Below are 25011 nucleotides of genomic sequence, written 5' to 3'. Positions count from 1 at the left end.
ATGAAAAAAGTATACCTCGACAACGCCGCCACCACTGCGATCAGGCCCGAAGTCATTGCACAGATGGCCCAGGTGATGCAGGAAGAATTCGGTAACCCGTCTTCGACGCACAGCTTTGGCCGAAGCGCCAAAAACATACTCGAACTTTCGCGCAAGACCATCGCCAAGCAAATCGGCGCACAGGCGTCCGAGGTTATTTTTACCTCGTGCGGCACCGAGTCGAACAACTGGATTTTGCGCAGCGCCATTGTCGATTTAAAGGTCGAACGCATCATTTCGAGCAAGATCGAGCACCATGCGGTGCTGCACACGCTCGAGGTGTTGCGCGACGAATTTTCGATCGCGGTCGATTATGTCGATTTAACCGAAGGCGGTCTCGTCGATTTAAACCATCTGTCTGAATTATTGGCCGAAAACGTCCCGACACTGGTATCGCTGATGCACGTCAACAACGAAATCGGGACGGTGCTCGATTTGGCCGAAACCGCAAGACTGTGCAAGCAGTATGGTGCGCATTTTCATACCGATGCGGTGCAATCGGTCGGTAAAGTCGCGATCGATTTGCAACAAATTCCCGTCGATTTTTTGTCGGCGAGCGCGCACAAGTTCCACGGACCCAAAGGGATTGGCTTTGCGTTTGTGCGCAAGGGATTGGTCGTGCATCCAATGATTTGGGGCGGCGAACAGGAAAAAGGCTTGCGCGCCGGGACCGAGGGGGTGCACAATGTCGCGGGCATGGCCAAGGCGCTTGAGATTTCGTATACTGAATTGGGTTCCGAGCAGGCCAAAATCGCCCAGCTTAGGGATCATCTGCTCGCGCAATTGCAGATTCATTTTCGCGGGTTCAAGGTCAATGGCGCCAGTCCGTTGTACAACATCGCCAACATTTTGCTGCCGCTTCCCGAGGAAAAGACGGCCATGATATTGTTCCATCTCGACATGAAGGGCATTGCCGTTTCTAGGGGCAGCGCATGCCAGTCGGGTAGTTTAAGGCCGTCGCATGTGTTGGCCGAGATCCTGTCGGAAGAAGATTTGTGCAAACCGTCGTTGCGCATTTCGTTGAGCCATTACAACACCAAGGACGACATCGATTACCTGATTTCGGTACTGCAATCGGTATAAAAATCTACGGTTTTTGTTTGACCAGGACCAGGTATTGCCATGGCCCTAGCGTAAACACGTCGTCGCCCCTCAATTCGACTTCCTTTTCGCTGAACAACTCGCGGTAGGTTCCTTTTTCGTATTTCGAATCGAGTTTTACCGTTGCCTTTTTGTCGCTGAAGTTGACCACCGGAATGACTTTATCGCCGTTTGCGCTACGCGAAAAACTGATGACTTGTTGCGGTTTGTCGTTGTCGATACGCACCATCACGCCGCCTAGCTTGCCGTTCCACAACGCGTGGTTGCGGTGTTTGAGTTCGAAAAGTTTGGTGTAGATCGTGGCCAGCGGATGCGTCTTCCAGTCAATTAAATCCTTGTCGAAAAACTGCAACGAGCGGTCGAGCCCGGCTTCCTGTCCGCTGTACACCAAAGGCATGCCGTTCACTGTTCCACACAGCACGGTGGCCGCCTCGAGTGCTTCGCCAAAATTCGAAAACTGATTGCCTTCCCACGAGTTTTTGTCGTGGTTGTCGGTAAACGTCATGCGGTAGGCATCGCGCGGGAAGGTGCTGACGTCGTGCGCGAGGTATTCAACCAGGCCGCCGATGGGTTTGTGGTCTTTGGTCACTGCCGTCATCTTTTCCCACAGGCTCCACGAATAGGTCATGTCGAAAGCGTGGGCGTGCAAATCACGCGACTCCCATTCGGCAAGCATAAAGACGGGTTTGATCTGGTCGAGCTCGCGACGGACGTTTTCCCAAAAATCGACAGGAATAAACCCCGCGACGTCGCAACGGTACCCATCGATGTCAAAATCCTTGACCCAATATTTGAGCGCTTCGGTCATGTATTGGCGCAACTCGGGGTTGTCGAAATCAAAGTCGATGACGTCGTCCCAATCGTACCATGGTGTGGGCTGGAAGTTTCCTTCGGGTGTTTTCGAATACCAGTCGGGATGTTGTTTGGCCAGTGGGTTGTCCCAGGCCGAATGGTTGGCGACCCAATCGACAATCACGTGCATCCCGAGCGCATGGATTTGATCGACAAGGTGCTTGAAATCTTGCTTGGTGCCGAACTCGGGGTTGATACCATAGTAGTCTTTGACCGAATAATAGCTGCCGAGCGTTCCCTTGCGTTTCTCGACGCCGATGGGGTGGATGGGCATGAGCCACAAAATGTCGATGCCCATGGCCTTGAGCCGCGGCAGGTGCGCCTCGAATGCTTTGAACGTGCCTTCGGGCGTGTATTGACGGATGTTGACTTCGTAGATGGTGGCGTTTTTGGACCAGTCGGGGTGCTTGAGTTGAACGTAGGCTTTGGGCTGGAATGCTGTATTGTTTGACAGTTGTGTCGTGGTGGTTTTGGTTTCGGATTTGGAACAACCGATCAAAGTGATCAGGAAGAAGGTTGCGGCAATTTTGTGTAGTTTGTGCATGGTAGTATGATTTTGGAATGGACGTCGCCAACGTTCGGATATTAAATGTACAGTTTTTCTGTAACAGCGGCATGTTTAAAAAATGTATTTTTACCGTAGGGAAGGGGGCTATGAAGGTATCCCCTACGGGTTCCCGACGAGACTTGGATACAGATTTTCTGTACATTTTGTTAAAGTTTTCTGGTTACTACTTACTCCTATCATTTTCTGTTTTTTTTTTGGATGTTTTGGACATAAGCATGGGGTTTTTGAAACCGGATGCGTGGTGTTTGTTCGATGATTGTTCTATTCTTTTAGGGGAGTATTTTGATACTTTTTGTTGTAACCGGTTGATTTTTATATGATAATAACCGATCATAAACCCGCACCAATTCACGGATTTTGAAAAAATTCGAAGAAATTCACATACATAATTTGTTTATACATAATTTTCTTATGTATATTTGCGTTAGGGATTGAAGCGGCATACTTTTGTGGCCGGAGCAAAGCGTAGGCTGCAAAAGATAAAGCGAAAAGCCCGGCCGCACCCAAGATTCGATTTGACGAAGATGATGATTGCGGCAACGCCCAAATAAAAAATAACAATAGAAAATAAACCATGATTTACTCCTCGGAACTCATCAAAGGAACGCTCAAAACCATCGTGCTCAAACAACTCGAAGGCCAGCGCATGTACGGCTACGAAATCACGCAGCGCGTCAAGGAACTCACGGGCAACAAAATCCAGATCACCGAAGGCGCGCTGTATCCCACGTTACACGCACTCGAAGCCGACGGACTTGTCACGACCGAAACCGAATTCATCGGCAAACGCATACGCAAATACTACAGCCTGAGCCCGAAAGGCAAGACAAAAATTGAGGAAAAAGTTAGCGAACTGGCCGACTTTATCCAAACGATGCAATTCCTGCTCGACATCAAACCGGCCATGGGCCAATAAGGAATAGCAATAAAGAATAAAGAATAAATAATAAATAATAAATAATAAATAATAAATAATGTACCACCTCACCGATACGCAAATCGATTTCATCAGCGACGACCTTCGTGCACGGGGCGTTGCCATGGTCAGCCTGCAGCAAGACCTGTTGGACCACGTTTGTTGTGTCATTGAGCGGGAGCTCGACGACGATGGTGATTTCGAGCAGTTCTATCAATCGGCTATTACACGGTTCTACAAAAAGGACCTTGCCGAGATAGAAACAGAGACCATCCATTTACTAACCCATAAAAACTATTATGTCATGAAGAAAATCATGTTGGCCAGCGGCGCAATGTCGACTGGATTGTTGCTCATAGGGATTGTTTTGAAGTTTCTACACCTGCCGGGTGCGGCGGTGATGTTGGTGCTGGGCGTCGCGGTGCTCAGTTTGGTGTTTTTGCCGTTGTTGTTTACGCTCAAGGTCAAGGAACAGCAGCATGCCAAGGACAAGGTGGTTGCGGGCGTGGGTACCTTTGCGGGTATTTTGATGAGCCTTGGGATTTTGTTCAAGGTCATGCATTGGCCGGGGGCGAATATGATGTGCGCGGTGGCGCTTGGCATCGTGCTGTTTGTTTTCTTGCCCATTTATTTTTTTGCAGGAATCCGCAACCCGCAAACCAAGGTCAACACGGTGGTATCGTCGGTGTTGTTGTTTGCCGGATGTGCGTTGGTGCTGATCCTGGTGCGCGCACCGGGCGGAACCAAGAAAGATTATGTGGCCTACACCGATTATTTCCTGCGTAACGAGCGTATTGTTCAATCCGAGGCGCAACTGTTGGCCCAAATGTCGTCCGATCCGTCGACGCAAGCCGATGGCCTTGCGATCAGCCAGTTGTGCGACGAAATCAAGACGTTCCTCGTAGAAAGCGAGACCGGCCTGAAACGCATCGACCGCGATTTCGAGAAAAATGGCACCTGGATCAGCGAGACGTATGCGCAAGTGTACTGGTCCGATGCGCCCGAGCAAGCGCAAAAGCTCCAAACGTTGCAAAAGCAAATCGAACGATACAACCAGGCCCACAAAAATACGGTGAACTTCGATCCGATAGCGTTGGCACCTACGGCATTGGATCCGCACGAAAGGGTACGCACGTTGCTCAACAACCTGAGCCAGGTGCAACTCATGGTGTTGCAAAACCAGCGGCGGTTGCTTGCCTCGCGTTGATTAAGAAAAGAAAATCCGCCCTCGGGCGGATTTTTTATTGGAGCGCTTTTATAAAATCGGCCGCGCCGCTTTGGGCAAAAAACGATTCGTAGTCTTGTATGTTAAGTATGTCGGCGATGGCTTTTTTCTTGTCGGAAGCATTGGTGTAGTAGGCCTTCGAGATCATGTATCCGGCCCAATACAGTGCGTTCCGCGGTCGATTGGGTTGGGCCTCTATCCAATCGTCGTAAGTATCGTTGCGGCGTTCGGTCTCGAAATCGTTCCAAATGCGTTGTTCGTGCCCTTTGAATGTAGCATAGTTGCCGTCGGTTTGGCCAGTGATCAGTTCGGCGATGAATTCGGCCGATCCTTCGAAAAGCGCGTAACACAACAACGTATTTTCGCGTTTCATGCCATTTTGGTTGAAATGTACGAGTTCATGCGTGACCGTTACAGGAATTTGCCCGAAATCCATGACCCATTCGCGTTGCCAATCGTTCCAGTGCGCCGTGTCGGTTTGGGGCGTTTTGCTCATTTGTTCGGCGCCGATCAACAGTCCGTTGTCCGAAATCGTCCCATTCGAACTGAGTCGGCCAACCACAAAATAGACATCGGGAAAAACGGCTTGCGGGTACAATTCTTCAAACTTGGAGGCGTACTTGCGCACAGGGCCCCTAAGCGCGTTGGTTTGCGCCAGGGTCGCGCGGGACTGTGCATAAAAATCCTTGAGCTTCAATACGGTTTGTGCAAACTTTTGTTCGTCGTTTATCTTGCCGATGAAAAAATCCTGCAATCCGTCGGTTCCTTTGGCGAAATACTCGTTCCTGAAGATTTCGGCGGCCCTGGCCGGGTCTTTTAAGGCAAGGTCGAATGCGCGGTAGAACAAGTCGATGTCGGTCGTGAAGTATTTGGATTTGTGCGGGCTGTCGGCGACCTTTTTCTTGATCGAGGACAACGCGTTTTGCCACCGGATGTCATCGTGTAAGGATTGCAGATCGGTGTCGTTTTCAAGTTGTTCGCGGTTCGAATAACCGTATTTGAGCATCAAGCCCAGGTTTTCGAACGCCTTGTCTTTTTCACCCGATAGCGCGAAGGCACAGGCGGCATTGTAATATTGTTTCTTTCGTGCGGCGTTCATCCACGCGTGGTCTGCCGATTTTTTGTAAAGGACACCGGCCTCGTGGTACGATTTGGCCCTGTAGCAATCGTTGGCGCGTTTTTCAAGCTCGGACGCATCCTGCGCCCAAAGCCACTGCGTACATAGCAGCAGTAAAAAGATAGACTTTTTCATCGTGGCGCGTTAACGGGAAACCGGAATTTTGTAGATGTTCGATGAGACGGATGGGGTGGTTGCCCATGACTTGCGCTGCGAAAATTGAATGGCCAACGCATGCCATACGAAATAGCACAACGAAAAGCACAGCAGAAACGGCAGTAGGGTGATGAGCCCCGGTACGAGTAATGACTTCATTTGATTGATGATTTTTCCCTCGCCGCTGCAAGATTCCTGCAACGCTTCGGGTGATGATTACCGCATTAGACCCGATGCCCGGCAAAATGTTACAGAATACGGTTAGATTTTTAAATCCGTGGCCGCGATACGGTAGATCATCCCGCAGTCGCCGTGGTGTACGGTTGCTTCGCGTTCGAACAGCATCCCTATTTTTTCGAGTACGCGTATTGACGCGGTGTTTTGTTTCATCGCGCGTCCGACAATGCTTTGCAGACCCAGTTTGTTGAATCCGTGGTCCAGACAACCCTTGGCCGCTTCGGTGGCAAACCCATGGTTCCAGTATTGTTTGAAAAACCGAAACCCGAGGTCGGTTTCGTCGCGCGCCGCATCGTATTTGAGCCCGCACCACCCCAGGAATTCACCATGGGTCTTGCCGATGACGGCCCAACGTCCGTAACCGAACTTGCGGTATTGGTCGTAATTGTCGATAAAACTACGCGCTTCGGCAATGCTCTGGAACGGCGGATCTCCGGTGTATTTGATCACGTCGGGAACGGCGTTGAGCGCAAACAGATGGCGCGCGTCGTCGGGTTCGAACTCCCGCAGAATGAGCCGTTGCGTTTCAAGGATCACGACGTTGCGTTTTTGAGATTCATGTAGTGGTTGCGCGCACCGGCATCGAATTTTTCGATCGCATAACGCAACATCGTTCGCGGCATGGTCGCGGCGTGCTTGTCGAGAAAAGCCAACAACCTTGCATGGTCTTTGTCGCCCGCAAAACGCAACATCCAACCCACGCCTTTGTGGATCAAATCGTGTGTATCGCTGACGAGTATTTCGGCAATCTTGAACGTATCGTCCAAATCTTTTTGCCGAATCAGATGCGCCGTACCCACAATGGCCGATCGCCGTTCCCAAATGTTGTCGGACGTTGCCCATCGGTAAAGGATGTCGCGCGGCTTGTCCTTAAGGTACATGCCCACCATGTGCAATGCGCCCAAATCGACCAGATCCCAGTTGTTGATGCGGTCGTGCCGGCGCACATACAAATCAAAAAATGCCTTGCGGCGCTCGTCGGGCAGTTTCTTTTTGCGCGAGGCCTTGTCCATGATGCTCACGGCGCCCGCACGGTATTCGTGGATCGGGCTGTCGAGCAATTTTTCGAGTTCGGCTATGGGCATGTCGGCGAATTCGACGACGAGTTTGAAAATGTTGCCCATGCGCACGCCGATGAATTGGTCGCCTTCGCCATATTGCCCTTTTTCGGTTTTGAAATAGCGCAGCGATTTTTGCGCTTCCTCGGCCGAAGCCATTGCTTGGAGTTTTTCGCCAAACGCTTTGGCTGTTAGGTTTGTAGCCATTTATCGTCGATTGTGTGCGGTCAAAAAACGCCCAATAGTTTGTCCGACCGCGATTTATTGGCTAAATTACGCAAATTTCAGTCAATGCGTTTAACCAAGTTATTCCACGAGTTTTTTGAGAGCGAAAAGGTTGGAGGCCTTATCCTAATTGCCTGTACCGCTGTGTCTTTGTTGCTGGCCAATTCGGCTTGGGCCGACAGTTACATCCATTTCTGGCATACCGATTTGGGCGGGAAACCGATCGAGTTTTGGATCAACGACGGGCTCATGGCAATTTTTTTCCTGTTGATCGGCCTCGAGCTCGAACGTGAGATATACATTGGCGAACTCTCGAACTTCAAGAATGCGGCGCTTCCGATTTTTGCGGCGTTGGGCGGCATGCTCGTCCCGGCGGGAATATACCTGGGGCTCAATTTCGGCACGGCAACACAATCGGGTGCCGGTATTCCGATGGCCACCGACATCGCTTTTGCGTTAGGGGTGCTGTCGTTGCTCGGCAATCGCGTGCCGGCATCGCTCAAGGTCTTCCTCACGGCACTTGCCGTAATCGACGATTTGGGCGCAATCCTGGTCATCGCGATTTTCTATACCGATTCACTGTCGTTACCCGATTTAGGGTTGGCGCTCGGTATTTTCGGTGCGCTTTATTTCCTCGGACGCTTGGGCGTGCGCAATTTGATCCCGTTCCTGGTGGGCGGTGTGGCGCTTTGGTATTTTATGTTGCAATCGGGCATCCATGCCACTATTTCGGGCGTGTTGCTGGCCTTTGCGATCCCGTTTGGGAAAGGCGGACGAAAGTCGACTTCGTTCCTGTTGCAAAGCGCGTTGCACATTCCGGTTTCGTTTGTCATCCTGCCATTGTTTGCCTTGGCCAATACGGCCATTGTCGTCGATTCGGGTATAGGTAGTTTATTGGACCATTCTTATACGGCGGGCATCGCTCTGGGCTTGATTTTGGGCAAACCTATCGGAATATGGTTGTTCAGCAAACTTTCGGTGGTCATGGGATGGGCCCGATTGCCCGAAGACTTCGGTTGGTCTACCATATGCGGCGTCGGATTTTTGGGCGGCATCGGTTTCACGATGTCGATATTCATCACTTTGCTCGCCTTTGACGACAGCGAACACATCGGCCATTCCAAACTGGTCATTTTGATTTCGTCGCTGGTGGCCGGTTTGGTTGGGTTTGTGTGGCTCAAGAAGACCTTGGCCCGCAAGGCCTAGTTTTTCCTGGCGATTAGGATCAGGTCTGTTCCCGGTTTGGGCGTCTCGAAAGGCAATCGCTGCTCGAAAACGACCGATAGTCCACAACCCGCGAGCGCGTCGGTCAAAAAGATGCCCGTGTGGTAGTGCATGTACACCAAATCGCCTGAACTTCCCGCTTCAAAACCCGATTGGCTGTAATCGTCTTCCATTGTGCTGACATAAAATATACCGCCCTTGGGTAAGGTCCTGGCCACATCGGCAAAGAGTGCCTTGACTTCGGTCTGGTCGAGATAGGGCAGGCAAAATGCTGCCACGACCGCGTCGAACACCCGACCGGTTTTGACCGCCAATCTACAATCGATGATTTCGAAGCGTGCTTCGGGTGCGACTGTTTTTCCAATGGCGATCATGTTGGGCGCCAAATCGGTGGCGTCGATGCGCAAATCAGGACGTAGGTCGAGCAGGTAACGCGTCACGTTGCCTGGTCCGCAGGCCAGTTCGAGTACCGAAGCAGACGGAGGCAGCCCATCACAAAATAGGTTCAGCCCGTGTTCGTATCGGCGCACATCGGCATACTTTTCTTGGTACCGATGGGCCAGCTTGTCGAAAATCGCGACGGTGTTTGGCGTATGGCGGGAACTCATTTTTGATAAATCGTTTTGGGGTAGAACGCACGGAAGGCGTTGTATACCGCCTGATGGATTACGGTAGAATGGATTTCGTCGGGCAAATAGTCGAAGTAGATGCCGAACCCCGTCCCGTTTTTTTGCAGCGTTTCTTTTAAGGCGACGGCCACGTCATACATGCCTTGGTCTTCGTCTTTGTTGCACGCGGCCACGTACACTTTTGTCCTGCCATCGCCCGACTTTAACCATTGCGGGGCTTGTTGCAGCAAGGCACGATCGCCCCACCACAAACTCGGTGCGATGATAATGTATTGGTCGAACAAGTCGCGGTGTTTGAACAGAATTTCGGTGGCGAGTAGTCCCGCCATCGATTCGCCGATCAGCGTCGCATGGGCATTTCCTTTGTACTGCGCCCGAATGTAGGGCAGTAGTTCTTTTTCGAGAAAAGCGATGTATTTTTCGGATCCGCCGTATGCGGGAAACTGTGACTTCTTGAACCCCACTTTTTCTACAAAGTCGAGATTGTCCACGGTATGCGTAAAGTCGCGTTTGCGGTTGGTATTTTCGATTCCCACGACAATCGATCTCGGGAACCGAGCGATCCATGGTTGCGTATTGTACCGAACGATACCGGCCAAATGAAAGAAATCCTCCTCGACGCCGCCGTCGGGAATGTAGATCACCGAATAGGTGAGGGTGTCCTTTGGGTTGTAGTCTTCGGGAAGATAAATGTTGATCGTACGCGTTTCCCCTAGATGCGCCGATTGTATTTTTTGGGTGACACCAAACACCAGCGGCTTGCTTTCGGCGGTTTGCGGAAATACCAAAACAGGGAACATCAGCCCCAGCAATACCATAAATTTACGAAGTGACATAATTGTAGATCAGAAAACCAAATCTACAAAATAATGACGAACCAAAATCTATTTGAGGTTGATCATGGGCGTCGCATTCCCCAACGTCGTATGCGGCAGTTCGCCGTTCCACCTGCCGGCCTTGATGTACTCGACATAAAGCGGCGAGAGTTCGCGCTGTTTGAGTTTGAGCGCCGCGGCTTCGGAGCTGGCTTGGATTACTACCGTTGCGCTGTTTCATTTGTTGGTTAGCGAAGGTCTTTGAGGTTTCCGCGTCTTAAGAATAGTTCCGCTTCATAAACCCCCGCGAGTCCTATGGTATAACAAACCAAATCGGCCCATGAAAAAGAGGTGCCGAGCACCGTTCGTGCGATCGGATGATGCCCGATTCCAAGCCGATGGACGAGGTTGACAGCCTGCGCCGCTTCAATCGCGAACGCAACAAACAGCACGATGATACAAGCCCGAAACACCGGTATCGAAACAAACGATTTGAGCAGACAGTACAGCAAAACCACGACCAATACATCGCCCACGTAGGGCCTGACAAACCCGTCGTGTACAAATACAGCTATAGATACCTCGATCGCAAACACAAGGATAGCCAGTAACAAGTAGGTTTTGTTGAAAACCAGCATGGTTTACCTAGACCTTCACCAACCCGCGAAAACCACGGGCCGCATAGTAAGATTCGGCGCCATTGTGGTACGTAAATACATGGTCGAATCGGCGGTCGCAAAACAAAGCGCCGCCCAATTTTCGGATGGCATCGGGCGTATCGATCCAACTCGAAGTCTTGAGGTCGAACGCACCCAACTGTTGCAGGTGGCGGTATTGCGCTTCGGTTAAGAGCGCAATGCCCATTTCTTCGGCCATGCCCACTGCGCTGTGTTTGGGTTTGTGTTCTTTGCGCGATTCGAGCGCGGCCATGTCGTAGCAAATGCTGCGGCGGCCTTTGGGGCTTTCGGGCGCGCAATCGACAAATAAAAATTCGCCCGTAGTCGGATCGGTACCTACTACATCGGGTTCCCCTTCGGTTTCTTCCATCAGGTCAAGGGCGTAGAGTTTGTTTGGTTGTTTTTCGAGTTTGGCCAGGACATCGGCCCATAAGATGCCTTTATGCCTTGCCCGGTTTTTTTCGAAACGTTGTTGCAACACCGCCAAAAGAGATTGCTGTTGGTCAGTTGATAGGGTCTTTTTTGCCATGGATTGTTAGATGGTTTTCTCCAGACACTAAGGTACAGATTTTTTAAGTTGTTCGCGATTTTAATTCTTTGACGACGATTCGACGAAAGTTTCACGCGCTAACCGTTGCCAATAAACACTTTATCGACGAAATGCATCGTTTTATCTATCGACGAAATGCATGTTTTTTCGGTTCAAATTTCGACGATTCGGCCAGTATTGCAGTTTAACGACTATTGTTGTCGTTTCGTAGGGAAAATATGACTAAGCGCCTTGGTGTGCGTACCTTAGCAGAGTGGATTTGAGATGATTAAAACAACTTAAAAATCCGGAGATCATGAAACAATTTAAACTACTTTTCGCAGTATGGGCCACTGCCGTTTCGATGGGAAGTTTTGCGCAATCCGCAGATATTTTCAACGTGAACGACCAGTTCGGCAACGCACAGTTGATGGCCGATAACATGAGCAACAACCTGATCCATGATGATCTGGTAGTGGTTTCGTACCATGTCGTCGAAAAAATCAATATGAATTTTGGCGGCAGCATTACCACGTACAATGTATCCGATGCGAGTTTGATCAGCACCAAGGAAATGGGCGACAACAACAGCCGTGTGGTCACACCCAAGTATGGAAAAGCCAAAGTAAAGGTGGCCGTCAGCAGTGTCGCCATCATGAACCCAGTCGATCGCAAACCTTTTTCATTCGAGCCTGCCAAGCCCGCTTTCCTGACCAAAAAAGCCGCGCCCAAAACCATCTACATCGATTTGGTGGGTACTTATGAGCGCGTTTTGGAAAAAGGTTACCGCTCGGTAGATTTGATCAAAAAAGTAGCCGACGAAAGGTATTTCAACGGAAACTACCAAGCGTCGGCCAAATGGTATGCGGAGCTGTTCGTGTTGGTTCCCGATTTGGCTCCGGAGTATTATTTTAGATACGGGAAATCATTGGTAGAGCTCGGTCAAACCCAAAAGGGCAACGAATTGATCGCGCAGTACGAAGCCAGGAGCAAGTAATTCAGCCCAGCATTTTTTTGATCAACACGACTTGTCCCAAATGGTAGTAGGCGTGTTCGATCATCCCGTCTATGTTTCGCAAAAAAGTTCCGTATTTCACATCGACGAACGCTTGCTCAAGTTGTTCGTCGTCTATTTTTTCGACCAGTGCCGCGAATTCCTCGGCGTCTTTCCAGAATTTTTCAAGGACCGATTCCCATTGCTGTTGGCTGGTGATCGGCGCAAAATCGAAACTGTATCTGTCGCTGATGTCCAGCGTCCCTCCCTTAAAAACATTGTTGATTCCGGCGATATAATAGTCGATGTGTTGCGCCAATACAGCCATCGAGTTCAAATTGGCGATCGATCGGGTCGCGGTCTGCCAGTCGGTACCCGTAAGCTGGTGCTTGAAATTGGTGTTGGCGATCCAGGTACCGTTTAGGATGACTTCGCGCAGGCGATCGGCCAGGGCTTTGGATTTTTTCATCTGTACATATTTGTCAACCGAAGATAAGCAATTCCCGAATAATGTCGGCTAGGGCTGTCCGTCGGTGTATTCGAGTATGTCACCGGGCTGGCAATCCAACACCTTGCAGATTGCTTCTAGTGTAGAAAAGCGAACCGCTTTGGCTTTGCCGGTTTTCAGGATCGATAGATTCGACAACGTCAAATCTACTTTTTCAGACAGCTCGTTGAGCGACATTTTGCGCTTGGCCATCATGACGTCTAGGTTTACGATGATCGGCATGGTTCAGATGGTCAATTCGTTTTCGGCCTGCATCTCGATACCCCGCTTAAAAAGTTGGGCGATTACCAACAATGTCACACCCATGAACGCCCACACATCGGAACCGCCCAAACGTTGGAGTTCCAGGTCGGGCATCGGTACCCCAAGACCCGCAAATCCTGCGCTGTATTGTGCGCCCCAACCCGAGAACAAGGCGATGAACAATGACAGATAACCTACCTTGCTTATAAACCGCGCCATGTCTGGGCTGAAAGGTTGGTCCAGGTTTACTTTTCTGTCGTACAAAATCCTGACGATCAAATAGAACAGCAATGCGCGCATGATGGCCACCCCGCTGATAAACCCCGTTTGTACGTAAAAATAGCCACGGTCGAACTGGTATAAACCGGAAAGATCAACCTGGTGGTGCATGTAGGTCGCTTCTAACGGAATGTAGAAGGTAAGCACGATACCAACCAGGAACCCGCATGCTTCGATGCACAATCCGATAAAGAGGATCCAAGAAATGATGTGCAGGACCAAAAGAATGTGTTTGGATTCAATTGTAATTTTCATGATGGATGAATTTAAATGTTCGGTACAAATATATAAAATTTATTGAAAAACAATAAATATAAATTGTTTTTCGAATAAAAATTATCGAACACCTACAATTGAAAGACTTTTTCTATTCCGTAGGATTGTCACTGGCGCGGGCGGCAGTGTGGTGTTTCGTCGCGTCCTGCTTGGGTGGTGACGCGGATTTTTTGTCTCGAAGCGACCGCTATTTTCCAGATGTCGTAATTGGTATGGTCTCCCGATGTCATGTAAATCCAACGCCCGTCGGTCGACCAACAAGGCGAATAATCTTCGGCCGCGTCGTCGGTGAGGTTGACGATGTTTTGCCCATTGGCATCCATCACAAAAATATCCATCGATCCTTTGTCTGATTTACCATAGAACGCGATCTTCTTGCCGTCGGGCGACACCGACGCGCCCGAATCGAAACCCTCGCGATGGGTCAGTTGTTTGAGGTTCTTTCCATCCCGGTCGATCTGGAACAATTCGCCGTTGGCCTTGTTGGTCGTCGGATCAGTTACTTCCATCGTGAAAATCACCTGCTTTCCATGCTTGGTCCAAGTAGGGCTCTCGCAATAGTTTTTGTATTGGGTCAAACGCCGCACATTGGCACCGTCGGCGTCCATCAGATAGAGATCGGTGGTGGTGTTGTCGCGATCCGACACAAATACAATCGACTTGCCGTTTGGTGCATAGGCGGCTTGGCGTTCGTTGGAAGCCGCATTGGTCAGATTTACGGCGTTCGATCCGCTTTCGTCGATCTGCCAAAGTTCCTCATTACCGGTGCGATCCGAATACAACAGTACGTGTTGGCCGTTGGGCGCCCAACCCAGCGCGTAGTCTGTCTTTGGGTTTTCGGTGAGCCGCTTGAACGTTTTTCCTTCGGCATCGGTCAAATAGACCTCGAAGTTGCCGTGGCGTTTGCTCGTAAAAAGGAGGGTTTGGTCGGCATCGTTTGTATTTGCCGTTTTGGTGGCGCACGATCCCAAAAACAGCGCGGCCGCGATTGCAATTTGTACTTTCATGGTCAATGGCATTAAGTGGACAAAACAAGGGCGGCGACTATGGTCTATTCCGGCCCGATGACGATTGACGTTTCCTTGCTGAAATGTTCCTGTTCGGCAGGCGACATGCGCTGGTACAACAACCGGATCGTGTATCCGCCGGCTAAAACGTTATTTTCGAGATACATCCAATCCGAAACTTCGTCGCTTTCGATCGATACGGAATCGCCAAGGGCCAACGATGGTATTTTGTTCGGCACATTGCCTACTATACCCACGAATTGCATTCCTTGTAAAGTGATGTTGCTGATCCAAATGTGTTCCTTGCCGCCATCGATGGTTGCAAAGGCCTTTTTCAAAGCGAAATTGCGGGTCTCGGGCCGGTTGTCGAGTAGTGCTTCCGTGAATTTTGGAAGGGTTTCTTTTGCTTTTTGCATGGCGGCGTTCATCTGGGCGTCTTCGTCCGTGACGGAATAGATGGCGGGTTCGCCTTCGCGTTCTGTCTTGGTTTGCGCTTGGCCGCCGCAACCGAGTAGCAAGATAAAAATAAGTAATATGCTACGGATCATCAGAATCGTTCCTTGGTTTTTCTAAAATCGTAAGACAATCAGAAAGAGCGCCTGTTGTTAAAAGACACGGCAATCTGTCTTTCTATGTTACTTCGCGGAGGTTGATTTCGGCTTTTTCTTGTACGCCGATTCGTAGGTATCGATCCACTTTTCGGCACTCATGCGCGTCATCAAATCGCCGATGAGGTCGAACGGTATTTCGTCGAATTTCTTAAAACGGATACAGCTCTTGCCCATATCGAGCTTCTGCGCGCTGTGTTTCGGATATTCCTTGACAAACCAGGCGAGCAATTCGGGATCGGAGTAGATTCCCATGTGGTAAAAATTGATCGAATTTTTTTGCGAGGCAATCCCGGCAAATGGTAGCGGTTCGCTTGGTTTACAATGATAACCGTCGGGATAAAGCGTGTGCGGGATCACGTAGCCCAGCCCGCCGTAGCTGATGGCAGGTTCAAAACCTTTCGGCAGGTTCTTTAGAATGACCTCGTGGAGTTTGTTGAACGGCTCGACGCGGTCTTGCGGCACGTTGGCCAAGATTTCCTTTACGGTAGTACCATTTGCTTTCATGATATGCAGTTATTTGATGCCAAGTTATGACTTTTTGGACAACGGACAAAGTGGTGCACTGTTTACTGGGTACAAATTATCCGATGCTCAAAGGTTGGCGTAGCCCACAAATGCGGGATCTACGATGGACTTCCACTGCGGATGCTTTTTGATATAGGCAAAAACGTACGGACAGTAGGGCAGCAGCAGCTTTCCGTTTTCTTTGATGAATGTCAGCGTTTTTTCGACCACGGCCGTGGCTGCGCCCGTACCTTTGAGTTCGGGCGCGGCCTGCGTGTGTACCAGGGCGATTTGACGGTCGAACTCGCCATAATTGATAAAAGCAAGATGTCCGTCGACTGTTATTTCGAAACGTTTGAAAGTCTCGTTTTTTTGCAATGGGATGTTTTCAAATTCCGGTTTCATGGTATTTAGTCTGCTAGATGGCCAAATTTTCCTTGGTTGTAATCCTGGAACGCTTCCAAAAGTTCCTTTTCAGTGTTCATCACGAACGGGCCGTGCGCGGCTATGGGTTCGTTGATCGGTTCGCCGCTCAGGACCAAAACCACGGCGTCGGCTTCGGCTTGGATCGTGAAATCTTCGCCTGTGTTCTCGAACAGCGCAAAGTTGTTTTGGGGAACGGTTGTGCCGTCGATCGACACCGATCCTTCCAGGACAAGCGCGGCCGTGTTGTAGTGGGCCGGGAAGCTGAACGGCGCACGTCCGTCTTTTTCCAATTTTACATTGAGCAAATGGATGGGCGTAAAGGTGCTGGCCGCGCCATCGGTTCCCTGGTATGCGCCTGCGATGACTTCGACTTGAGCCTTTGTCAAGTTCACTTTGCCGATCGCATCGTTGGAAATGCCCTGGTATTTGGGTGTCGACATTTTGTCCTTGGCAGGCAAGTTTACCCAAAGCTGTACCATTTGGAACAAGCCGCCTTGCTTGCTCCATTCTTTTTCGTGGAATTCCTTGTGCAATACACCCGATGCGGCGGTCATCCATTGCACGTCGCCTTCGTTGATGACCCCGCCGCCGCCACTGCTGTCATGGTGCTCGACCTTGCCTTTGTAGGCAATGGTCACGGTTTCGAATCCGCGGTGCGGATGCACGCCTACACCGCGCGGGCTGTCGCTGGGCGCAAAGTAGAATGGTGCGTTGTAATCCATCATGATGAATGGACTCATGCGTTGCATGCTCAAGCCCTGACTTCCGGGGATGATGTTGTGGACCCTAAAACCGTCGCCTACATAGTGCGTACCGGCGGGTTGGATGATGCGTTCAATTTTCTTGGTAGCCATAATCGTTTTATTTTTTAGACAAATTTACCGCCAATCGAAGGTAAGGGCATTAATCTAGGACAAGAAGTTGAATCGGAAAATTTTTGGGTGGTCGGATAAACGCAAAGCCACGGCATATCGGGCTTACGCGAAAACCTAAACCCGATATGTGTGGATTGTCTTGGATCAGTCTACGCGGAACGAGATTTTGCAAACGCATCCGTAGGTGCTGATCTTGCCGTCTTTTACATGCGCCTTGATGTCTTTGACATAAACGGAGTCGATGTTCCGTACTGATTTTGAGGCCTCGGCCACGGCTTGTTGGATGGCGTCGTCGATTCCTTTGCTCGACGAAGCGATTACTTCGATAACTTTTACGATCGGCATAATGAAAATTTTTTGGTTAAAAAATAGGTTGATCGAATGAAGTTACTAAAAATCGCGACGAAATCCAAGTAGAACGGTATCGAATTGCGTTTTTCACGCGTCGTATGAATCGCTTTTGATCGACGATAACAAATCATCAAAACACGCAACAAAAAGAGGTCGACGCTACTTGCCCAACTTGGCGACTTGTATGGCGATGAGTTCAGGGAGGTAATTGGGCGTACAACCCCTGGGTACCACGTCGTTTTTGTAAAGCCCTACGCGTTCACCCAGCGCGACACATCGGTTGCGGTATTGTTGTTGGAAAATGCCGATTTGCGCTGCAGTGAAGTTCATCGCCCATTACACCTCGGGCGCTTCTGTTTCGATGCCTTGCTCGATGCCTTGAAGTAATTCTTCGGTGTTGCCGGGCGGTGTTTGGCCCACCCAGCGCAACCGTCCTTGGTGGTACCAAAAGGTGCGGCGCAGCAACGACGATTTATTTTCGCGCCAGTTTTGCATGAGCACGATGGTTTTTTTGTCTTTCGAAAATTGGTTCGCCAAGAGCCAGTCGATCAGTTGCAGCTTTTGGTCTTCTGGATGTTTTTCGATGTCATCGATCAGTTTGTTGATTACTTCTTGTGTCAATAGCTTCGGGTCCATCAGCAAGATCGAAAGTTGCCGTGGAAAAAACTGACCAGAAGCCCAGAGTTCAAGCGCCAAGGTGTGGTCTTTTTTGATTGCTTTCGCGATTGTCCGCAAATCGCCGAGTTTGACGTTGTCGTGGTCAATTTGACCGAGGATTTGTTCGGCTTGGGAAGATGGTTTCATAGGCGTTTCATTTTTCGTCTTGACGATCAACATAGCCCGTAATCTCAAATTCGAATGTTTTGGCCGACTCGGGTTTGATCATGCAGTTGTTGTGGGTTCCGGTGACTTCGGCGGCCGTATCCCAACTCCCACGCGTAAACTTGAATTGCGCGGGCCCCTTGAGTTTGACGGTTATTTTTCGCTCGTGATCAGACGTTTTTACCATCATTATTTTGCCCGGATTCCAATCGGCCAGACTGGTTTGGTTGCCCGTGATGTAAACCACATCGTCTTTCTTAGGGACTTTTACCGTGATGGTCACTTCGTGCTCTTGTGCGTCGAGCATCTTTTCGCGCGCTGGTTGGATGGTTTTGAAATAATGAGTCAAGGCGTCGTTCAGGCCGAGGGGAAAAGTGCGCCAATGGTTGCTGTCGGGAAATTCGCCAGTCTTGACCGTGATGTTTTTTGGGCTTTTTTGGCCATTAAAAAAAGCGTATACCTTTTCCCGCGCGGGTTTCCATTCGGGCCAATAATCCACACCTTCATCGGCATGGCTGAGGTAAATAAAAGTGGGTTTGGTGATTTTGGAATAATCGAATTGAACGATTTTCTTTTCCAGTTTGTTTTGGTCGTAGGCAAAATTCGGCGATACGGCGATGCAGTTTTGAAACAAACCCGGTTTTTCGAGCAACGCGTTCAAAATAAACGAGGCGCCCAAAGAGTGGCCGACTGCCGTGTTGCTGTCCAATGTTCGATAGTTGGCATCGATGAACGGGATTACTTCGGATGCGACGTAATCAAGGAATTGGTCGGCGTTGCCGTGGTATTTTCCGTACCTTTTTTTTGCGTCGGCTGTTTCCAAAACGGGTAGAAAATCGTTGTTGCGGGAATAGTCCAGTTTTTCATTGTAGGGCGATGTCACACCTACCACGATGACACTCTTTGGACTGTCGGCCACAAACGACATGATGGCGCTCGTATAGTCGAAAAATTCGCGGCTCTGGCTGTCAAAAACATAGACGACTTCGAACAATTCGTGGATGCGGTTGTCGTAATCGACGGGCGTATAAATCAGCAACTCCCTTTCCTGGTTCAACGATTTGGAAAAGATTTTTACCGAGCTCACCCGGGCAATGGGCTGGGCCAGGGCATTGCAGAGGAACATCACCGATAAAACGAGGTAGATCAATGCTGATTTCATGAATTGCGGATTTTTGTTTTGGAAGACTTTTTCGGATACAACCGTCAATTTATGCTCAAAGGCTTTGCCCAAAGGTAAGCAAGTTGTGGTCTGGGTCGAGCAACGAAAATTCCTTTTGCCCCCACGGTTTGACCTGCAAGGGAGCGTTGGGATGTATAAGGACCTTTTTTTCCAAAAGCGTTTGGTACCATTCGTCGATGTTGTTGGTTCGGATGTATACCTGCCCGTAATTGGTTTTGGGATCCAGTTCCTTGAACTCAAAAAAATGAATCTCGATGTCGTCTTTCCTTAACAACAAGTAGTCGCCATAATCGGCAATCTCGGTAAAATTCAAGTCGTCGAGGTAGAATTTTTTGGTCGCTGTTTTGTTTCGCATCGGCAGTTTTGGGTTTACATGCAATAACATAGACAGATGTGGATTGGGATTTTCTATTGTTTCATTCGGATAAGATCAAATACCATCGTTGATTGCTCCGGTTTCGTTTGAAACTAAGATAGTGTTTATTGCCGAAATGATTGTCGTTTTTAACGTTTGCGGATAAGCGTCGTATGGACGTCGGCGGTTCGTTGTGCCATAATCCTTAAAGTAGCACCAACTCTTTTGCAAGTGCCAGTAGATTTGGCTTGTTGATTTCTGGCAACGGCGCCAACGGAAAAAGTTGTTGTCCGGGTCTGGAAATGAAAGCACCTTGCCAACCAGCCCATACTGCGCCGGCAATGTCCCAGCCATGTGCGGAAACCAACAAACAATCTTTATTGTCAATTTGCATTTTTCTCGCCGCCCAATTGTAAACATCAGAATCTGGTTTAAACTTACCATAATCCTCGACACTTATCTTTGCGTCGAAATAGTCGATTAATCCCGCATGTTTTAACTGTTGTTCAACCGCGAAGTTGGATGAGTTTGTAAAGGAAACCAGCTTATAGTTGTTCTTTTTCAATAACTCCAGTGCTTCCTTTACTTCTTTGTGAGCGTCGAGCGACAGAATTGGTTTTACCGCATTTTTTGCGTATTCGGCGCTTAGATTAATGCCATTATTGTTGGCAACCATGATAAGTGCTGCGCTGCCGATCTTTCCAAAATCAAAATATTGATTCGCTGCAGTTGCAACGAGTGAATACTGAAGCATTGTGGTAAACCAAAGCGTGCCCAGTTCTTTTTTGTTCCCTAAAGTTTTTACAATAGATTCTTTTAAAGTTTCTAAATCAAGAAGTGTTTCGTTGACATCAAAAAAGATAACCTTTGGTCGTCTAAGCTTGTTGGGTGTTCCACCATTTTTATACAATTCTTGTGAGAAGGAGTTTAATGGAATCAAAGGAAGTATTCCTAGCGGTAATGTATTTTTTAAAAAGTTTCTTCTATTATTCATGAAAATATTTTTAGTTGCGGTGTTTGTAAGCCCTCATAGTGACACTTGTGCGAGTCGCTTAACTTTTATTCGGCCTAATTTTATAGACAATCCTTGTTGTCTGAATTTCGGGCGCACCTACATTAGGTTTGAACAATAGTTTTTTTGCGTGATTTAACGCTTCCTCTACAGCGCACTTATCTACTTTTATATTTCCTTCAATGTATTTTGCTGCAATCACTTTTCCATCACCGTTACTTTCAGTAATTTCAATGACGATATCTCCAGAATAATTACATCGCGATTTAATTTCTTTTACATTATTACCTACAAAGTCTTCCCTAACTGAATCACTTTGGGAGTAGATTGATATAGAAAAAGGTAATAAAAGGATCAATAGTTTTACGCTCATCTGGTTCATAGTGAAGTTGATTCAACATTGCGTACCGTTTAGCGCAATTACGCAGGACCGTCAGTGCGGATTGAGTACTGCTTGCTAAGATAGCGCTTTTTCGCGAAGGAAGGGCGCCAAACCCACAACAAAACCAGTTTTGGCGTTGATACAAGTTTACCAGCAGGTTTTATTCAATTAATTTAAACTCTGTGATTGTTTTTCCGCCAAACATCGAAGCATTGCTTTCGATTTCCATTATTCCGTGATAACTTATCCATTTACCATTAGTGATAGAAAAATGGCCGGTCGCGCTATGTGAAATTCTCATAGATATGTTTTCGTCGTTTTTCATTCCCAACAAGCCGCCTATGGAATTGTTGAAATCACCTATAACATATTCATCGATGTTATATTTGATTATAGCGATCTTGTCGCTATCGGTTTGTATAATTTCTTTGATAAAGACTGAGTTTTCTTTGCTTAAGCTATCGCAAACAAAGTTTTGATCCATTTCGATAAGACTAATATTCGTCAAGTGCCATTTTTCTCCAACTTCAATTTTTTTGTTGGGCAGTTCGAAAAGCAGTGAAATTAAATTCTTTTGAGAATTTTTATAAAAAGTACTGATTATTTCGCCAGTCTTGGAAATCCGACCTCTTAGGACAACATTTCCATTTATTGATGCAAGGCTTTTAAGAATATTTTTGACAGCTAAACTATCGTTTTCAGCGTCTTCTTTTTTGTCCTTTTTTTTTTTTCTTTTTTGATTTTTTATCGCTGTTAGATTTGAATTCGGCTATGAGCTCTTCAAAATTTTGTCCATCATTATCTTTTTCATCGTTTAGCATGAGCATCTCAATGTCAATTAGATTTTCATTCCTATTATTGACAAACAGATTAGATTGATATTTTGCGTTTGAATTAGCCTCTGACATTGATTTTCGAATTCTTCAAACGCATTAGCTAAAGAATCTCTATCGGTATTTGCGATCTCCTGCCGAGTTGCTTTCATGGAAGTTTTATATTTCAAAGTATCGTTTTTGGATATCTTCCATTCCAACAAAATTTTTTCTTTCGTTTGACTGTACGATATTGTTGAAATGAGTAAAAATAGGAGAGTTTTGATATTCATTTTATTTTTTTAAGATACCACTTTCTGAAACTAGCTGGTAACGTAGGCCGCTTCACGACGTTGCCTATCGAAGCGGACTGAGTTCTCCCCGCCGAAGATAATCTTTCCTTTTGATAAAGATCGCCGGTAACAAGAATTTCGGCAATGGCTTGAAACGGCGGTTGGTGGGAGTTACTTTATTGAAATATTAGGGAATGTCTGTTTAATGTTTATTTTAAGATTCTTTAGTAAACGATAATACTCTTTTTTATCGCCCCAAATTCCAAACTTATTTAGTTTTCTTACATATTTTATTGTTTCAATGTTACTGTTTATTAAGCGAACATATAATTCATTAGCTAAAGTTTCATTTTCAGTTATATTTTCATCAAAACGTATGTAAATATGTATTGTCGAACCATTGTGTATAATTTCCTTAAATTTCACAATACTTTCAATGAAAACTGTGATATCTTCTTTGTTTTTTATTGAATTTGCTGGAATATTATGGATAAATATATTTCTTTTAGGTAGCAATTCTGTAAATCTCGCTATTCTCCGATCAAATTTTTCTTGACTATCAGATGAATCTAATTTTTTTTCATGGATGAATTCTGCAGAAGGATATTTACTAGCAATAAAATATCCTCTTTCATTAGTTATTACATTAGATTTAAAGAATGAAAATTCACAGTTTATATTGTCATTAATGTAATTGAAACAATGAATAGGTTCAATATTGAGCCAATCAAAAGGCAGACTTATTTTTCGTAGAAAAAGAGAATTCAAAGTATGTGCAGGATGACAATCACATCCTATTGGAATAATTGGATATTTTGAATAATATTTTTTCCTGATGTATAAAAACTTCTTATATTTTGTTTTTGGAATATAGATTAATGGTATTCTCATCATTTACACTTTATAATTTCTGCCAAAGTTTCGTGCAGTTACGCAGGAGCGTCAGAGCGAACTCAGTTCGCTCTGCCAAGATAGGACTTTCTTCGTGAAACCACAACTTCCGGCTACCGAGAACCGGCGATGGCGTAAATACAGTGTTATTTGAGGTTTCTAGATTTTACTTTTCAAATCCATCATTCCGTGCAAAACTCTAGCAGTCTCAATTTCATTTTTTGAAATTTCTCTGTAGAAAATAATATGTTCCCCGCATTTGTAGCCAAGAACATCTATCGAAGTAATTTTATAGGATTTCCCGAGTTGCGGATTATTTGCCAAATCCATGCAAGAAGCCATAATCAGATTGTAACATTTCTCTGCTTGGTTTTGTGACCATTCTTCAACGGTGTAATCCCAAATATCAATTAAATCATTTAACGCTCTGTTTGTAAAATGAAATTTTGCCATTTTACTTTTTTCTAGCTTTCAACGTTTCCAAGAATTTTTTAGGATCAAAATCTTTGACGACGCCACTATCAATTCCTTCTTGAATAGCGTTTCGCAAAGCAGCAATTTTATTTTCCTCGTCTTCAAGCAGACGCAAACCGGCACGGACTACTTCGCTGGCATTATTGAATCTACCAGTATTAATGCTACTTTCGATAAAATCTTCAAAGTGATTTCCTAAAGATATTGATGTGTTTTTTCCCATTGCTCTTAAAATTTTTAGCAAGTTACCAAAAAATGGTAACTATTGCAATTTCTGCGCAAAGTTTTTCGGAATCTCACACAACGTTAGGCCGCTTCGCGACGTTGCCGATCGAAGCGGGCCGAGTTCTCTCTGCCGAAGATAAACGATGTTACCAGCTGGCGCTTTCGTGAATATTATTCTTCGCTATCCTTCTCGTAACCCTCGTAATAATAAGATTGCTCAATTCCTTTAAAAATGATTTCTCTGTTTTCAACTTCTGGAGTTAGATTTTCCTTTAATAAAGTTCTCAACTCTAAATCATTTATAGGACTTCTCTCCATCGATTGCAGATAAAGAGTTTTGTCTACGAACTGCCAATTGACAACTCTATTAATTCTATTTTTTAAAATCATATCTAACCAAATTCGAATTGATCTGCCGTTACCTTCCATAAAAGGATGCGCAATATTCATTTCTACATATTTAGCTATAATTTCTTCAAAACTATTTTCGGGCATTTGCTCTATTTTCACTAAGATTTCAGTGAGGTATAATGCGTTTGCAAACCTAAAACCACCTTTCGAAATATTTAGTTTTCTTATTTCTCCCGCAAAGTCATATAAACCATCAAACAGATAACGATGAATTTCTCTGAGACCTTTAGTTGTGCCAACTTCAATTTTGCTTATGTCATTCGATTCAAACAACCGATATGCATTTTCCAGGCTATTTTTGTCAATATTCTTCATCTAAATTTTGAAACTTTAGGTCTAGAACAAAAATACTTTAAATAGAGGAAATATCATTAGGATAGTCGAACTTTCTGTATGAGGATTCCGTGGATTCAAGACCTTAATGCAACAAAGGTCATTTAATAAAAATCTAAATTAGTTTAATTTTTTTATTCTCGATCTTTTTTCTTTCGCGTTTCATCATCTCGTTTGGGGTTAGAAAACCGAGTACTTTTCTGGGCCTGTTGTTGAGCTTGTTTTGTGCTTCCAGGAGCTGCTCTTTGGACACATTTGAGAAGTCTGTTTTCTTCGGAAAAAACCGTCTGATTAATCCATTGGTGTTTTCGTTTGTCCCGCGTTCCCACGACGAGTATGGATTGGCGAAATAGATGTTCATACCGGTGTTGTTTTC

37 protein-coding genes are annotated in these 25011 nt (G+C 46.8%); 6 read left to right on the top strand and 31 right to left on the bottom strand.

Annotated elements, in window-relative coordinates:
• Window positions 1–1122, top strand: a complete 1122-nt coding sequence (locus BLP55_RS11480; protein WP_091144048.1) for a cysteine desulfurase family protein — start codon at window positions 1–3, stop codon at window positions 1120–1122.
• A gap of 4 nt (window positions 1123–1126) precedes the next feature.
• Here BLP55_RS11480 and BLP55_RS11475 read toward each other — a convergent pair whose 3' ends face one another.
• Window positions 1127–2536 carry an alpha-amylase family glycosyl hydrolase gene (locus BLP55_RS11475; protein ID WP_091144045.1) on the bottom strand — a complete coding sequence of 470 codons (1410 nt, stop codon included), beginning with the start codon at window positions 2534–2536 and terminating at the stop codon, window positions 1127–1129.
• 598 nt (window positions 2537–3134) lie between these two features.
• Between BLP55_RS11475 and BLP55_RS11460 the strand changes: the two genes are divergently transcribed.
• Together BLP55_RS11460 and BLP55_RS11455 are read left to right on the top strand one after the other, a co-directional pair.
• Window positions 3135–3476, top strand: a complete 342-nt coding sequence (locus BLP55_RS11460; protein WP_394331924.1) for a PadR family transcriptional regulator — start codon at window positions 3135–3137, stop codon at window positions 3474–3476.
• Between the two features lie 58 nt (window positions 3477–3534).
• A complete protein-coding gene (locus BLP55_RS11455) occupies window positions 3535–4683 on the top strand; it encodes a hypothetical protein (protein WP_091144035.1) in 1149 nt (382 codons plus the stop codon).
• 34 nt (window positions 4684–4717) lie between these two features.
• Here BLP55_RS11455 and BLP55_RS11450 read toward each other — a convergent pair whose 3' ends face one another.
• From BLP55_RS11450 to BLP55_RS11440, 4 genes are all read right to left on the bottom strand, one after another.
• Window positions 4718–5953, bottom strand: a complete 1236-nt coding sequence (locus tag BLP55_RS11450; protein WP_091144031.1) for a TPR end-of-group domain-containing protein — start codon at window positions 5951–5953, stop codon at window positions 4718–4720.
• A gap of 9 nt (window positions 5954–5962) precedes the next feature.
• Window positions 5963–6133 (bottom strand): hypothetical protein, encoded by a 171-nt coding sequence (locus BLP55_RS17025; RefSeq protein WP_170826856.1) that lies wholly within the window; start codon window positions 6131–6133, stop codon window positions 5963–5965.
• 102 nt (window positions 6134–6235) lie between these two features.
• A complete protein-coding gene (locus tag BLP55_RS11445) occupies window positions 6236–6748 on the bottom strand; it encodes a GNAT family N-acetyltransferase (RefSeq protein ID WP_091144028.1) in 513 nt (170 codons plus the stop codon).
• Entirely contained in the window at window positions 6745–7476 is a 732-nt protein-coding gene (locus tag BLP55_RS11440; RefSeq protein ID WP_091144025.1) for a DNA alkylation repair protein, read from the bottom strand. Before BLP55_RS11440 ends, BLP55_RS11445 begins: the two co-directional genes overlap by 4 nt.
• Before the next feature lie 84 nt (window positions 7477–7560).
• Between BLP55_RS11440 and nhaA the strand changes: the two genes are divergently transcribed.
• The gene (nhaA, locus tag BLP55_RS11435) at window positions 7561–8700 is read left to right on the top strand and encodes a Na+/H+ antiporter NhaA (protein WP_091144021.1); all 1140 of its coding nucleotides are present in this window, start codon (window positions 7561–7563) and stop codon (window positions 8698–8700) included.
• Here nhaA and BLP55_RS11430 read toward each other — a convergent pair.
• A complete protein-coding gene (locus tag BLP55_RS11430; protein ID WP_091144016.1) occupies window positions 8697–9326 on the bottom strand; it encodes a class I SAM-dependent methyltransferase in 630 nt (209 codons plus the stop codon). The genes nhaA and BLP55_RS11430 overlap by 4 nt on opposite strands.
• A complete protein-coding gene (locus tag BLP55_RS11425; RefSeq protein WP_170826855.1) occupies window positions 9323–10183 on the bottom strand; it encodes an alpha/beta hydrolase in 861 nt (286 codons plus the stop codon). Before BLP55_RS11425 ends, BLP55_RS11430 begins: the two co-directional genes overlap by 4 nt.
• Before the next feature lie 33 nt (window positions 10184–10216).
• Between BLP55_RS11425 and BLP55_RS11420 the strand changes: the two genes are divergently transcribed.
• The gene (locus BLP55_RS11420) at window positions 10217–10414 is read left to right on the top strand and encodes a hypothetical protein (protein ID WP_091144010.1); all 198 of its coding nucleotides are present in this window, start codon (window positions 10217–10219) and stop codon (window positions 10412–10414) included.
• Here BLP55_RS11420 and BLP55_RS11415 read toward each other — a convergent pair.
• Together BLP55_RS11415 and BLP55_RS11410 are read right to left on the bottom strand one after the other, a co-directional pair.
• On the bottom strand, window positions 10411–10800 hold the full coding sequence (locus BLP55_RS11415) for a ribosomal maturation YjgA family protein (protein WP_091144007.1): 390 nt from the start codon (window positions 10798–10800) through the stop codon (window positions 10411–10413). The genes BLP55_RS11420 and BLP55_RS11415 overlap by 4 nt on opposite strands.
• A 7-nt stretch (window positions 10801–10807) precedes the next feature.
• The gene (locus BLP55_RS11410; protein ID WP_091144003.1) at window positions 10808–11368 is read right to left on the bottom strand and encodes a DUF4256 domain-containing protein; all 561 of its coding nucleotides are present in this window, start codon (window positions 11366–11368) and stop codon (window positions 10808–10810) included.
• Between the two features lie 316 nt (window positions 11369–11684).
• On the opposite strand from BLP55_RS11410, the gene BLP55_RS11405 reads away from it, so the two are divergent.
• Window positions 11685–12365 (top strand): tetratricopeptide repeat protein, encoded by a 681-nt coding sequence (locus BLP55_RS11405; RefSeq protein ID WP_139149658.1) that lies wholly within the window; start codon window positions 11685–11687, stop codon window positions 12363–12365.
• Window position 12366: 1 nt separating this feature from the next.
• Here the strand turns inward: BLP55_RS11405 and BLP55_RS11400 are convergent, their stop codons facing one another.
• The 22 genes from BLP55_RS11400 to BLP55_RS11300 all read right to left on the bottom strand — a co-directional run.
• The gene (locus tag BLP55_RS11400; protein WP_091143997.1) at window positions 12367–12831 is read right to left on the bottom strand and encodes a DUF1572 family protein; all 465 of its coding nucleotides are present in this window, start codon (window positions 12829–12831) and stop codon (window positions 12367–12369) included.
• Between the two features lie 48 nt (window positions 12832–12879).
• The gene (locus BLP55_RS11395; protein ID WP_091143992.1) at window positions 12880–13092 is read right to left on the bottom strand and encodes a helix-turn-helix domain-containing protein; all 213 of its coding nucleotides are present in this window, start codon (window positions 13090–13092) and stop codon (window positions 12880–12882) included.
• Window positions 13093–13095: 3 nt separating this feature from the next.
• Complete coding sequence (locus BLP55_RS11390; protein WP_091143988.1) at window positions 13096–13647, bottom strand: DUF2975 domain-containing protein; 552 nt, start codon at window positions 13645–13647, stop codon at window positions 13096–13098.
• Between the two features lie 128 nt (window positions 13648–13775).
• Entirely contained in the window at window positions 13776–14675 is a 900-nt protein-coding gene (locus BLP55_RS11385) for a TolB family protein (protein WP_170826854.1), read from the bottom strand.
• A 44-nt stretch (window positions 14676–14719) separates the two neighbouring features.
• Window positions 14720–15223 (bottom strand): YegJ family protein, encoded by a 504-nt coding sequence (locus tag BLP55_RS11380; protein ID WP_091143984.1) that lies wholly within the window; start codon window positions 15221–15223, stop codon window positions 14720–14722.
• Between the two features lie 87 nt (window positions 15224–15310).
• Window positions 15311–15790 (bottom strand): DUF1801 domain-containing protein, encoded by a 480-nt coding sequence (locus BLP55_RS11375; protein WP_091143980.1) that lies wholly within the window; start codon window positions 15788–15790, stop codon window positions 15311–15313.
• A gap of 87 nt (window positions 15791–15877) precedes the next feature.
• Window positions 15878–16195, bottom strand: coding sequence for a GNAT family N-acetyltransferase (locus BLP55_RS11370; protein WP_091143978.1), 318 nt, complete (start codon window positions 16193–16195; stop codon window positions 15878–15880).
• 5 nt (window positions 16196–16200) lie between these two features.
• Window positions 16201–17070 carry a pirin family protein gene (locus BLP55_RS11365; RefSeq protein WP_091143975.1) on the bottom strand — a complete coding sequence of 290 codons (870 nt, stop codon included), beginning with the start codon at window positions 17068–17070 and terminating at the stop codon, window positions 16201–16203.
• Window positions 17071–17235: 165 nt separating this feature from the next.
• Entirely contained in the window at window positions 17236–17436 is a 201-nt protein-coding gene (locus tag BLP55_RS11360; protein WP_091143971.1) for a dodecin family protein, read from the bottom strand.
• Window positions 17437–17601: 165 nt separating this feature from the next.
• Window positions 17602–17772: a hypothetical protein gene (locus BLP55_RS17170; RefSeq protein ID WP_211516826.1), complete on the bottom strand. Its 171-nt coding sequence runs from the start codon at window positions 17770–17772 to the stop codon at window positions 17602–17604.
• A 6-nt stretch (window positions 17773–17778) separates the two neighbouring features.
• Window positions 17779–18246, bottom strand: a complete 468-nt coding sequence (locus BLP55_RS11355; RefSeq protein WP_211516825.1) for a DNA alkylation repair protein — start codon at window positions 18244–18246, stop codon at window positions 17779–17781.
• A gap of 7 nt (window positions 18247–18253) precedes the next feature.
• Window positions 18254–19426 (bottom strand): alpha/beta hydrolase-fold protein, encoded by a 1173-nt coding sequence (locus tag BLP55_RS11350; RefSeq protein WP_091144339.1) that lies wholly within the window; start codon window positions 19424–19426, stop codon window positions 18254–18256.
• 55 nt (window positions 19427–19481) lie between these two features.
• Window positions 19482–19832: a bleomycin resistance protein gene (locus BLP55_RS11345; protein ID WP_091143966.1), complete on the bottom strand. Its 351-nt coding sequence runs from the start codon at window positions 19830–19832 to the stop codon at window positions 19482–19484.
• A 175-nt stretch (window positions 19833–20007) separates the two neighbouring features.
• Window positions 20008–20796, bottom strand: a complete 789-nt coding sequence (locus tag BLP55_RS11340; RefSeq protein ID WP_091143963.1) for a haloacid dehalogenase type II — start codon at window positions 20794–20796, stop codon at window positions 20008–20010.
• 58 nt (window positions 20797–20854) lie between these two features.
• Window positions 20855–21187, bottom strand: a complete 333-nt coding sequence (locus tag BLP55_RS11335) for a hypothetical protein (RefSeq protein ID WP_170826853.1) — start codon at window positions 21185–21187, stop codon at window positions 20855–20857.
• A gap of 169 nt (window positions 21188–21356) precedes the next feature.
• Window positions 21357–21704 carry a hypothetical protein gene (locus BLP55_RS11330; RefSeq protein WP_139149657.1) on the bottom strand — a complete coding sequence of 116 codons (348 nt, stop codon included), beginning with the start codon at window positions 21702–21704 and terminating at the stop codon, window positions 21357–21359.
• A gap of 190 nt (window positions 21705–21894) precedes the next feature.
• Window positions 21895–22104: a hypothetical protein gene (locus BLP55_RS16830; protein ID WP_139149656.1), complete on the bottom strand. Its 210-nt coding sequence runs from the start codon at window positions 22102–22104 to the stop codon at window positions 21895–21897.
• Window positions 22105–22472: 368 nt separating this feature from the next.
• Window positions 22473–23195, bottom strand: coding sequence for a DUF1796 family putative cysteine peptidase (locus tag BLP55_RS11320; RefSeq protein ID WP_091143950.1), 723 nt, complete (start codon window positions 23193–23195; stop codon window positions 22473–22475).
• Window positions 23196–23351: 156 nt separating this feature from the next.
• Window positions 23352–23645 carry a type II toxin-antitoxin system RelE/ParE family toxin gene (locus tag BLP55_RS11315; RefSeq protein WP_091143946.1) on the bottom strand — a complete coding sequence of 98 codons (294 nt, stop codon included), beginning with the start codon at window positions 23643–23645 and terminating at the stop codon, window positions 23352–23354.
• 1 nt (window position 23646) lies between these two features.
• Window positions 23647–23889, bottom strand: a complete 243-nt coding sequence (locus BLP55_RS11310; RefSeq protein WP_091143942.1) for a type II toxin-antitoxin system ParD family antitoxin — start codon at window positions 23887–23889, stop codon at window positions 23647–23649.
• 173 nt (window positions 23890–24062) lie between these two features.
• Window positions 24063–24617, bottom strand: a complete 555-nt coding sequence (gene fic, locus BLP55_RS11305; RefSeq protein WP_091143938.1) for a protein adenylyltransferase Fic — start codon at window positions 24615–24617, stop codon at window positions 24063–24065.
• Window positions 24618–24750: 133 nt separating this feature from the next.
• Window positions 24751–25011: IS30 family transposase (locus BLP55_RS11300; RefSeq protein ID WP_139149655.1), on the bottom strand; the 261-nt coding region annotated here is incomplete at its 5' end.

It is taken from the genome of Flavobacterium caeni, assembly GCF_900101895.1.
Taxonomy (GTDB): domain Bacteria; phylum Bacteroidota; class Bacteroidia; order Flavobacteriales; family Flavobacteriaceae; genus Flavobacterium; species Flavobacterium caeni.
This window is presented reverse-complemented; position numbering and strand designations above follow the sequence as displayed.

What these genes read in the sequence shown, in the direction of transcription:
- BLP55_RS11395 (WP_091143992.1), bottom strand. Translation starts at nt 13,092, where the DNA reads ATGCCGATCATCGTAAACCTAGACGTCATGATGGCCAAGCGCAAAATG.
- BLP55_RS11385 (WP_170826854.1), bottom strand. Translation starts at nt 14,675, where the DNA reads ATGAAAGTACAAATTGCAATCGCGGCCGCGCTGTTTTTGGGATCGTGC.
- BLP55_RS11310 (WP_091143942.1), bottom strand. Translation starts at nt 23,889, where the DNA reads ATGGGAAAAAACACATCAATATCTTTAGGAAATCACTTTGAAGATTTT.
- BLP55_RS11380 (WP_091143984.1), bottom strand. Translation starts at nt 15,223, where the DNA reads ATGATCCGTAGCATATTACTTATTTTTATCTTGCTACTCGGTTGCGGC.
- BLP55_RS11350 (WP_091144339.1), bottom strand. Translation starts at nt 19,426, where the DNA reads ATGAAATCAGCATTGATCTACCTCGTTTTATCGGTGATGTTCCTCTGC.
- BLP55_RS11320 (WP_091143950.1), bottom strand. Translation starts at nt 23,195, where the DNA reads ATGATGAGAATACCATTAATCTATATTCCAAAAACAAAATATAAGAAG.
- BLP55_RS11455 (WP_091144035.1), top strand. Translation starts at nt 3,535, where the DNA reads ATGTACCACCTCACCGATACGCAAATCGATTTCATCAGCGACGACCTT.
- nhaA (WP_091144021.1), top strand. Translation starts at nt 7,561, where the DNA reads ATGCGTTTAACCAAGTTATTCCACGAGTTTTTTGAGAGCGAAAAGGTT.
- BLP55_RS11360 (WP_091143971.1), bottom strand. Translation starts at nt 17,436, where the DNA reads ATGCCGATCGTAAAAGTTATCGAAGTAATCGCTTCGTCGAGCAAAGGA.
- BLP55_RS11480 (WP_091144048.1), top strand. Translation starts at nt 1, where the DNA reads ATGAAAAAAGTATACCTCGACAACGCCGCCACCACTGCGATCAGGCCC.
- BLP55_RS11390 (WP_091143988.1), bottom strand. Translation starts at nt 13,647, where the DNA reads ATGAAAATTACAATTGAATCCAAACACATTCTTTTGGTCCTGCACATC.
- BLP55_RS11335 (WP_170826853.1), bottom strand. Translation starts at nt 21,187, where the DNA reads ATGAGCGTAAAACTATTGATCCTTTTATTACCTTTTTCTATATCAATC.
- BLP55_RS11460 (WP_394331924.1), top strand. Translation starts at nt 3,135, where the DNA reads ATGATTTACTCCTCGGAACTCATCAAAGGAACGCTCAAAACCATCGTG.
- BLP55_RS11375 (WP_091143980.1), bottom strand. Translation starts at nt 15,790, where the DNA reads ATGAAAGCAAATGGTACTACCGTAAAGGAAATCTTGGCCAACGTGCCG.
- BLP55_RS11425 (WP_170826855.1), bottom strand. Translation starts at nt 10,183, where the DNA reads ATGTCACTTCGTAAATTTATGGTATTGCTGGGGCTGATGTTCCCTGTT.
- BLP55_RS11410 (WP_091144003.1), bottom strand. Translation starts at nt 11,368, where the DNA reads ATGGCAAAAAAGACCCTATCAACTGACCAACAGCAATCTCTTTTGGCG.
- BLP55_RS17025 (WP_170826856.1), bottom strand. Translation starts at nt 6,133, where the DNA reads ATGAAGTCATTACTCGTACCGGGGCTCATCACCCTACTGCCGTTTCTG.
- BLP55_RS11345 (WP_091143966.1), bottom strand. Translation starts at nt 19,832, where the DNA reads ATGTTATTGCATGTAAACCCAAAACTGCCGATGCGAAACAAAACAGCG.
- BLP55_RS11365 (WP_091143975.1), bottom strand. Translation starts at nt 17,070, where the DNA reads ATGGCTACCAAGAAAATTGAACGCATCATCCAACCCGCCGGTACGCAC.
- BLP55_RS11475 (WP_091144045.1), bottom strand. Translation starts at nt 2,536, where the DNA reads ATGCACAAACTACACAAAATTGCCGCAACCTTCTTCCTGATCACTTTG.
- BLP55_RS11355 (WP_211516825.1), bottom strand. Translation starts at nt 18,246, where the DNA reads ATGAAACCATCTTCCCAAGCCGAACAAATCCTCGGTCAAATTGACCAC.
- BLP55_RS11405 (WP_139149658.1), top strand. Translation starts at nt 11,685, where the DNA reads ATGAAACAATTTAAACTACTTTTCGCAGTATGGGCCACTGCCGTTTCG.
- BLP55_RS11440 (WP_091144025.1), bottom strand. Translation starts at nt 7,476, where the DNA reads ATGGCTACAAACCTAACAGCCAAAGCGTTTGGCGAAAAACTCCAAGCA.
- BLP55_RS17170 (WP_211516826.1), bottom strand. Translation starts at nt 17,772, where the DNA reads ATGAACTTCACTGCAGCGCAAATCGGCATTTTCCAACAACAATACCGC.
- BLP55_RS11450 (WP_091144031.1), bottom strand. Translation starts at nt 5,953, where the DNA reads ATGAAAAAGTCTATCTTTTTACTGCTGCTATGTACGCAGTGGCTTTGG.
- BLP55_RS16830 (WP_139149656.1), bottom strand. Translation starts at nt 22,104, where the DNA reads ATGTCAGAGGCTAATTCAAACGCAAAATATCAATCTAATCTGTTTGTC.
- BLP55_RS11315 (WP_091143946.1), bottom strand. Translation starts at nt 23,645, where the DNA reads ATGGCAAAATTTCATTTTACAAACAGAGCGTTAAATGATTTAATTGAT.
- BLP55_RS11415 (WP_091144007.1), bottom strand. Translation starts at nt 10,800, where the DNA reads ATGCTGGTTTTCAACAAAACCTACTTGTTACTGGCTATCCTTGTGTTT.
- fic (WP_091143938.1), bottom strand. Translation starts at nt 24,617, where the DNA reads ATGAAGAATATTGACAAAAATAGCCTGGAAAATGCATATCGGTTGTTT.
- BLP55_RS11420 (WP_091144010.1), top strand. Translation starts at nt 10,217, where the DNA reads ATGACGAACCAAAATCTATTTGAGGTTGATCATGGGCGTCGCATTCCC.
- BLP55_RS11430 (WP_091144016.1), bottom strand. Translation starts at nt 9,326, where the DNA reads ATGAGTTCCCGCCATACGCCAAACACCGTCGCGATTTTCGACAAGCTG.
- BLP55_RS11340 (WP_091143963.1), bottom strand. Translation starts at nt 20,796, where the DNA reads ATGAATAATAGAAGAAACTTTTTAAAAAATACATTACCGCTAGGAATA.
- BLP55_RS11400 (WP_091143997.1), bottom strand. Translation starts at nt 12,831, where the DNA reads ATGAAAAAATCCAAAGCCCTGGCCGATCGCCTGCGCGAAGTCATCCTA.
- BLP55_RS11370 (WP_091143978.1), bottom strand. Translation starts at nt 16,195, where the DNA reads ATGAAACCGGAATTTGAAAACATCCCATTGCAAAAAAACGAGACTTTC.